The organism is Arenimonas sp. (genome assembly GCF_019459675.1).
Classification (GTDB): Bacteria; Pseudomonadota; Gammaproteobacteria; order Xanthomonadales; family Xanthomonadaceae; genus Arenimonas.
The window spans coordinates 1-6,299 of the sequence record NZ_JAIBFH010000151.1 but is presented as its reverse complement, the minus strand read 5'-3'; the positions used below and the strand labels follow the sequence as shown (position 1 = coordinate 6,299).

The window sequence follows — 6,299 nt, the reverse complement described above, 5'->3', positions numbered from 1 at the left end:
GGGGGCGTGCTATAGCGCGGGGGTGGGGGCGCTGCCCGTGGGGGGGCGCGACCCGGGGCGCCAGGCACTGGCCCGCCAGATCCGCTAACAGCACCGCTGAGGCGCCTCAGCGCAGCGAGGGCGTTTCGGGATTGATGTCGGGGTCGGTGACGGCCTGGCGCGCCAGCCGCGCCTCGCGGCGCGCGATGTAGACGTTCGAGCCGAAGATGATCGCGGCGCCCAGCACGGTCCAGCGATCCAGCAGCTCACCGAACAGGAAGTAGCCGAACACCGCCACCACCAGCACCTGCAGGAAGCTGATGGGCGTAAGCATGGACGCATCGCCCAGCTTCAGCGCACGCGTCCACAGCATGTGCGCCGTGGTGCCCAGGCCGCCCGCCAGGATGATCCACAGCCAGGTGATGCCTACCGGCGTTTCCCAGTAGAACAGCGCCGGCACCAGGGACATCGGTACCCACAGCATGGTGGTGTAGAGCACGATGGCGTCGGGATGTTCGGTGCGCGACAGGAACTTGATGCTGATCGCCGCACTGGCGCTGGCCACGGCGGCCACCACCGCCACCAGGCTGCCCGCCGTGAACGCGTCGCTGCCCGGGCGCACGATCAGCATCACGCCCAGGAAGCCGACGATCACCGCGGTCCAGCGCCGCGCACGCACCACTTCGCCCAGCACCAGCACCGCGCCGATGGTGACGAACAGCGGGGTGGAATAAGACAGCGCGATGGCCTGCGCCAGCGGCAGGTTCACGATGGCCCAGAAGCCCGCCAGCATGGACACGATGCCGATCAGGCAGCGGCCCACGTACAGCCGCAGCTTGGTGGTCCGCAGCAGCGACGGGCCGTGCCGCGCCAGCATCGGCAGGATGAATACGAAGCCAAAGAAGTTGCGGAAAAAGGCGATTTCGAACGGGTGCAGCTGCTTGGACGCCAGCCGGATGCACACCGCCATGCAGCCGAAAATCACGGTGCTGGCGGTCATCATCAGCACCGCGCGCCTGACGTCGGCGGCGGGCGAAGCGGGGGCCGCGGCGCTCACGCGCCGGCGTCGTCGAAGCGTGCGCCGATGATGCGCGGCTCGGGCTCGAGCGATACGCCGAAGCGCTCGCGCACCGAGGCGGCGATGCGCCGCGCCAGCGCCAGCAGCTGGGCACCGCTGGCCTGGCCATGGTTCACCAGCACCAGCGCATGCTGCTGCGCCACGCCCGCATCCCCTTCGCGAAAGCCTTTCCAGCCGCAGGCCTCAATCAGCCAGGCGGCGGACAACTTGCGATGGCGGTCGGGACCGGGGAATACCGGCAGGGTGGGGTGCGCGGCCTTGAGTTCGTCGGCGAACGCCGCTTCCACCACCGGGTTCTTGAAGAAGCTGCCGGCATTGCCCAGCACCGCCGGGTTGGGCAGCTTGCGGGTGCGGATGCGGCTGATGGCCTCGGCTACGTGCACGGCGCGCGGCGCGTCCACGCCCATGGTCGCCAGCTCTTCCTTCACGCCGGCGTAGTCCAGGCGCAGCTCGCGTTCGCGCGGCAGCCGCAGCTCCACCGCCGTCACCACCCAGCGTTCGGGCTCGCGCTTGAACAGGCTGTCGCGGTAGCCCAGTGCGCAGTCCTCGCGGGCCAGGCGCTTCACCTGCCCGGTGTCGCGCTGGAAGGCTTCGACGGTTTCGATGAACTCGCCCACCTCAACGCCATAGGCGCCGATGTTCTGGATGGGCGATGCGCCGACGGTGCCGGGTATCAGCGCCATGTTTTCCAGGCCCGACAGCCCGCGCGCCAGCGTCCAGGACACCAGGTCGTTCCAGTTCATGCCGGCTTCGGCGCGCACCAGTGCGGTGTCGCCGTCGTCCTGGGTGATGCGCACGCCGGCCATGGTCAGGCAGATGGCCATGCCGGGGAAATCGCCGGTGAACAGCAGGTTGCTGCCTTCTCCCAGCACCAGCACGGGCCCCTCGCGCAGCGCGGCGTACTCGAACAGTTCGGCCAGCGCGTCCGCGCGCGACACGTCGGCCATCATGGCGGCGCGCGCCGGCACCCGGAAGGTGTTGCGGCCGGCGAGGGAAACGTCCTGCGCCAGCTGGTAGCCGCTCATGCCTGGCCGCCCTCGCGGCGGCGGCGGATGGCGTCCACGCATTCGGCCACCAGGTCGGGGCCGCGGTATATCAGCCCCGTGTAGAACTGCACCAGCTGCGCGCCGGCGGTGATTTTCCCGGCGGCGTCGGCGCCGCTGAGGATGCCGCCCACGCCGATGATGGGAATGTGGTCGGGCAGACGGGCGCGCAGGCGGCGCATCACCGCGGTGGACTTGCCGTAAAGCGGGGCCCCTGAAAGGCCGCCCGCTTCGCGCGCCATGCGATGGTTTTCGATCGGCAGTCGGTCGACGGTGGTGTTGGTGGCGATGACGCCGTCCACCGCCAGGTCGCCCAGCACCCGCGCGCAGGCCTCGATGTCTTCGTCCGACAGGTCGGGCGCAATCTTGACCAGCATCGGCACGCGCTTGCCGTGCTGTGCGCCGAGCTTTTCCTGCGCTTCGCGCAGCGTGCCGACCAGCTGCTTGAGCTGCTGTTCTTCCTGGAGCTCGCGCAGCCCGGCGGTGTTGGGCGACGAGATGTTGACCGTGATGTAGTCGGCCAGCGGATACACCCGCTCCAGGCAATACAGATAGTCGCCGGCGGCGTCCTCTTTGGGCGTGTCCTTGTTCTTGCCGATGTTGATGCCCAGCAGGCCGCGCAGGCGGCGGGCCTTGCCGACGTTGCGCACCAGCGCCTCCACGCCGTCGTTGTTGAAGCCCAGCCGGTTGATCACCGCGTTGTGCTCGTGCACCCGGAACATGCGCGGCCTGGGATTGCCTTCCTGTGCCCGCGGCGTGGTGGTGCCGACTTCCACGAAGCCAAAGCCCAGGGCCAGCAGCGCGTCGATGTGCGCGCCGTTCTTGTCCAGCCCGGCGGCGCAGCCGACCGGATTGGGGAACTCCAGCCCGAAGGCCTTGGTGACCAGCGGCTTGGGCCGGCTGACCAGCAGCGGGCTCATGCCGGTGCGGTAGGCCAGCTCCAGCGAGCGCAGGCCCAGGTCATGCGCACGTTCGGCGTCGAGGTGGAAGAGGAACGGGCGGGCGAGGGAATACATCAGTTGGGGAGGCTCAGAGTTGTCCGCTTATGCCCAGGGCGGCCAACAGCACCGCCAGCCCCCCGAAGAACAGCACGATGGCCAGCACCGAGAGGATGGTGATCCCAATGGCCGACCAGCCCAGCACCAGCCCGGCGATGGCCAGGCCATCCCCGTCCATCGTGGCGGCCTGGCGACGGATTTCGGCCCGCGCCATGTGGCCGCAGACCACCGCGCCGACGCTGCCCAGGAAGGGCAGCAGGGTCCAGCCCAGCAGGCCCAGCACCAGGCTGGTGATGGCCAGCCCGCTGGTCTGGCGCACCGGGTAAACGGGCGCCGAGGGCGGCGCCTGGAAAGGAGGCGGAGTGGGAGTCGGCGGCATGGAATCGGTCATGGGGCTTCCTCAGAGATCGAACTTGATGCCCTGGGCGAGCGGCATCGCGTTGGAATAGTTGATGGTGTTGGTTTGGCGGCGCATGTACACCTTCCACGCATCAGAGCCTGATTCGCGGCCACCGCCGGTTTCCTTCTCGCCGCCGAACGCGCCGCCGATCTCGGCGCCCGAGGTGCCGATGTTGACGTTGGCGATGCCGCAGTCCGAACCGGCCGAGGCCAGGAACTGTTCGGCCGCGCGCAGGTCGGTGGTGAAGATGGACGACGACAGGCCCTGGGGCACGGCGTTCTGCAGTTCGATGGCTTCGTCCAGGGTCTGGTACGACATCACGTACAGGATCGGCGCGAAGGTTTCGGTCTGCACCACCTGCGCGCTGTTCTGCAGGCCGGTGACGATGGTCGGCAGCACGAAGTTGCCCGGGCGGTCGATGCGCGCGCCGCCGGATTCGATGGTGCCGCCGGCCGCCTTGGCGTTGGCGACGGCGTCCAGGTAGGCGTCCACTGCGTCGGTGCTGTTGAGCGGGCCCATCAGGTTGGCCGCGTCGGTGGGGTCGCCGATTTTCTTTTCCACCTGCTTGAAGGCGGCCACCAGCTTGGCCAGCACGTCGGCGTAGATGGACTCGTGCACGAACAGCCGGCGCGTGGTGGTGCAGCGCTGGCCGGCCGTGCCGACCGCGCCGAAGGCGATGGCGGGGATGGCCAGCTTCAGGTCGGCCGTGGGGTCGACGATGATGGCGTTGTTGCCGCCCAGCTCCAACAGCGAGCGGCCCATGCGGCGCGCGACGCGCTCGCCGACCATGCGGCCGACCTTGGTCGAACCGGTGAAGCTGATCAGCGGGATGCGCTTGTCGTCCACGAAGGTCTGCGCCAGGTCGGTGCCGCCGTCGTTGAACAGGAAGAAGATGTCCGGGAAGCCGGCGCTGCGCAGGGCTTCGTTGCAGATCTTCATCGAAGCGATGGCCGACAGCGGGGTCTTGGGCGACGGCTTCCAGATGCAGATGTCGCCGCACACGCCGGCCAGGAAGCTGTTCCAGGCCCACACGGCCACCGGGAAGTTGAAGGCGCTGATGATGCCGACGATGCCCAGCGGCTGGTACTGCTCGTACATGCGGTGGCCGGGGCGCTCGGAGTGCATGGTGAGGCCGTAGAGCTGGCGCGACAGGCCGACGGCGAATTCGCCGATGTCGATCATTTCCTGCACTTCGCCGTCGCCCTCGGGCTTGGACTTGCCCATTTCCAGCGCCACCAGCGAACCCAGCGCGTCCTTGTGCCTGCGCAGCGCGTCGGCGCAAAGGCGGATGGCTTCACCGCGCTTGGGCGCCGGCGTGGTGCGCCAGATCTTGAAGGCGGCCTGGGCGCGCTCGAGGATCAGGTCGTAGTCGGCCTGCGACGAGGCGTAAACGCGGCCCAGCACTTCGCCGCTGCTGGGGTTCACGGGCTCGATGACGCCGGCGTCGCGGGTCTTGGACCACTCGCCGTGGCCGAGGTAGGTGCCCGATTCGGTGTCGGACAGGCCGAGGGCGGTAAGGACGGGATGGGTCATGGCGGGCTCCAGGGTGCGTTTGGCCCAAATACGGCCAGAAAGTGGCGGCCCCGATACGATTCGAACGTACGACCTTCCCCTTAGGAGGGGGACGCTCTATCCAGCTGAGCTACGGGGCCAATCCCGGGAATTATCGCAGAAACCCCGCCCCGGGTTCCGGATCCCGGCGCAGCACCGCTGCCATGGTCGCCTCGTCGGCGGCCATGGGCCCGGCGTGGCTGGGTCGGGCAAGCATGGCGGCCAGGGCTTCGGGCAGCGGTACTGGCCCGCCCACCAGCGGCTCCACCACCTCGGGGAACTTGGCCGGATGGGCCGTGGCAACGAGGCAGGCGTCCCCGGCCAGGCCCCGTGCCCGAAGCTGCCCCAGCAGCCAGGCGGCGGTGGCGGTATGCGGGCACAGGGTTTCACCCAGGCGACGCTGGGCGTCCTGCACCGTGGCTTGAATCTGCGCGTCGCCCACCGATGCCGCTCGCACCACGCCGCGCAGCTGCGCCGGGTCGGGGTAGAGCCAGCTGAGCCGCTCGAAGTTGCTGGGCGCGCCCACGTCCATGGCGTTGGCCAGGGTGGCCACGCTGGCGCGCGGGCGGTAGTCGCCGCCGTCGAAGAAATCCGGCAGCACGGCGTTGGCGTTGCTGGCCAGGGCGATGTCGCCGATCGGCAGGCCCATGCGGCGGGCCAGCAGGCAGGCCAGGCCGTTGCCCAGGTTGCCGGTGGGCACCACGAACGACAGCGGCCGCCCGTGCCGGCGCCAGTGCTGCAGGCTGGCGAAGGCGTAATAGGTCATCTGCGGCAGCAGGCGTCCCAGGCTGATGCTGTTGGCTGAGCTCAGCGGCACGTCGCGGCGCAGCGCGGCGTCACCCAGCGCGGCCTTGGCCAGGCGCTGGCAGTCGTCGAAGCTGCCCTGCACCCGCAGCGCCTGCACGTTGCCGCCGAAACAGCCCAACTGGTGCGCCTGCCGGGGCGACACGCGGCCGTCGGGGTAAAGGATGACCACGCGGAACCCAGGCCGCCCGTGGAAGGCCGCCGCCACCGCCGCGCCGGTGTCGCCCGACGTGGCGACCAGGATCGTCAGCGGTGCATCGCCGCGCGCTTGCGCCGCAAGGCAGGCGGCCAGGAAGCGCGCGCCGTAGTCCTTGAAGGCGGCGGTGGGGCCATGGAAAAGCTCGAGCACGTGGTCGCCGGTGGCGCCCCACCCCCCCCGCGGCGGCGCCACCCCCCAGGCCTCGCTACAAATAGCGGCCAGGGCCCCGGCCCGCGGGAAGGGCGCG

At 69.7% G+C, this 6,299-nt stretch carries 6 protein-coding genes and 1 tRNA gene; all 7 read right to left on the bottom strand.

Going from position 1 to position 6,299, the window contains the following annotated elements; translation table 11 throughout:
• Positions 1 to 106: 106 nt before the first annotated feature.
• Entirely contained in the window at positions 107 to 982 is an 876-nt protein-coding gene (locus K0M70_RS05510; RefSeq protein ID WP_290780368.1) for a DMT family transporter, read from the bottom strand.
• Between the two features lie 50 nt (positions 983 to 1,032).
• Positions 1,033 to 2,082 carry a UDP-N-acetylmuramate dehydrogenase gene (murB, locus tag K0M70_RS05505; protein ID WP_290780363.1) on the bottom strand — a complete coding sequence of 350 codons (1,050 nt, stop codon included), beginning with the start codon at positions 2,080 to 2,082 and terminating at the stop codon, positions 1,033 to 1,035.
• Positions 2,079 to 3,116 (bottom strand): quinone-dependent dihydroorotate dehydrogenase, encoded by a 1,038-nt coding sequence (locus K0M70_RS05500; protein ID WP_290780360.1) that lies wholly within the window; start codon positions 3,114 to 3,116, stop codon positions 2,079 to 2,081. The genes murB and K0M70_RS05500 overlap by 4 nt, the downstream gene beginning before the upstream one ends.
• Before the next feature lie 13 nt (positions 3,117 to 3,129).
• A complete protein-coding gene (locus K0M70_RS05495; RefSeq protein ID WP_290780366.1) occupies positions 3,130 to 3,477 on the bottom strand; it encodes a DUF4190 domain-containing protein in 348 nt (115 codons plus the stop codon).
• A gap of 21 nt (positions 3,478 to 3,498) precedes the next feature.
• On the bottom strand, positions 3,499 to 5,031 hold the full coding sequence (locus K0M70_RS05490; RefSeq protein ID WP_290780358.1) for an aldehyde dehydrogenase family protein: 1,533 nt from the start codon (positions 5,029 to 5,031) through the stop codon (positions 3,499 to 3,501).
• 42 nt (positions 5,032 to 5,073) lie between these two features.
• A tRNA-Arg gene (locus tag K0M70_RS05485) sits at positions 5,074 to 5,150 on the bottom strand.
• A gap of 11 nt (positions 5,151 to 5,161) precedes the next feature.
• Positions 5,162 to 6,299 (bottom strand): threonine synthase (gene thrC / locus K0M70_RS05480; protein ID WP_290780355.1); only part of this gene is annotated, 1,138 nt, incomplete at its 5' end.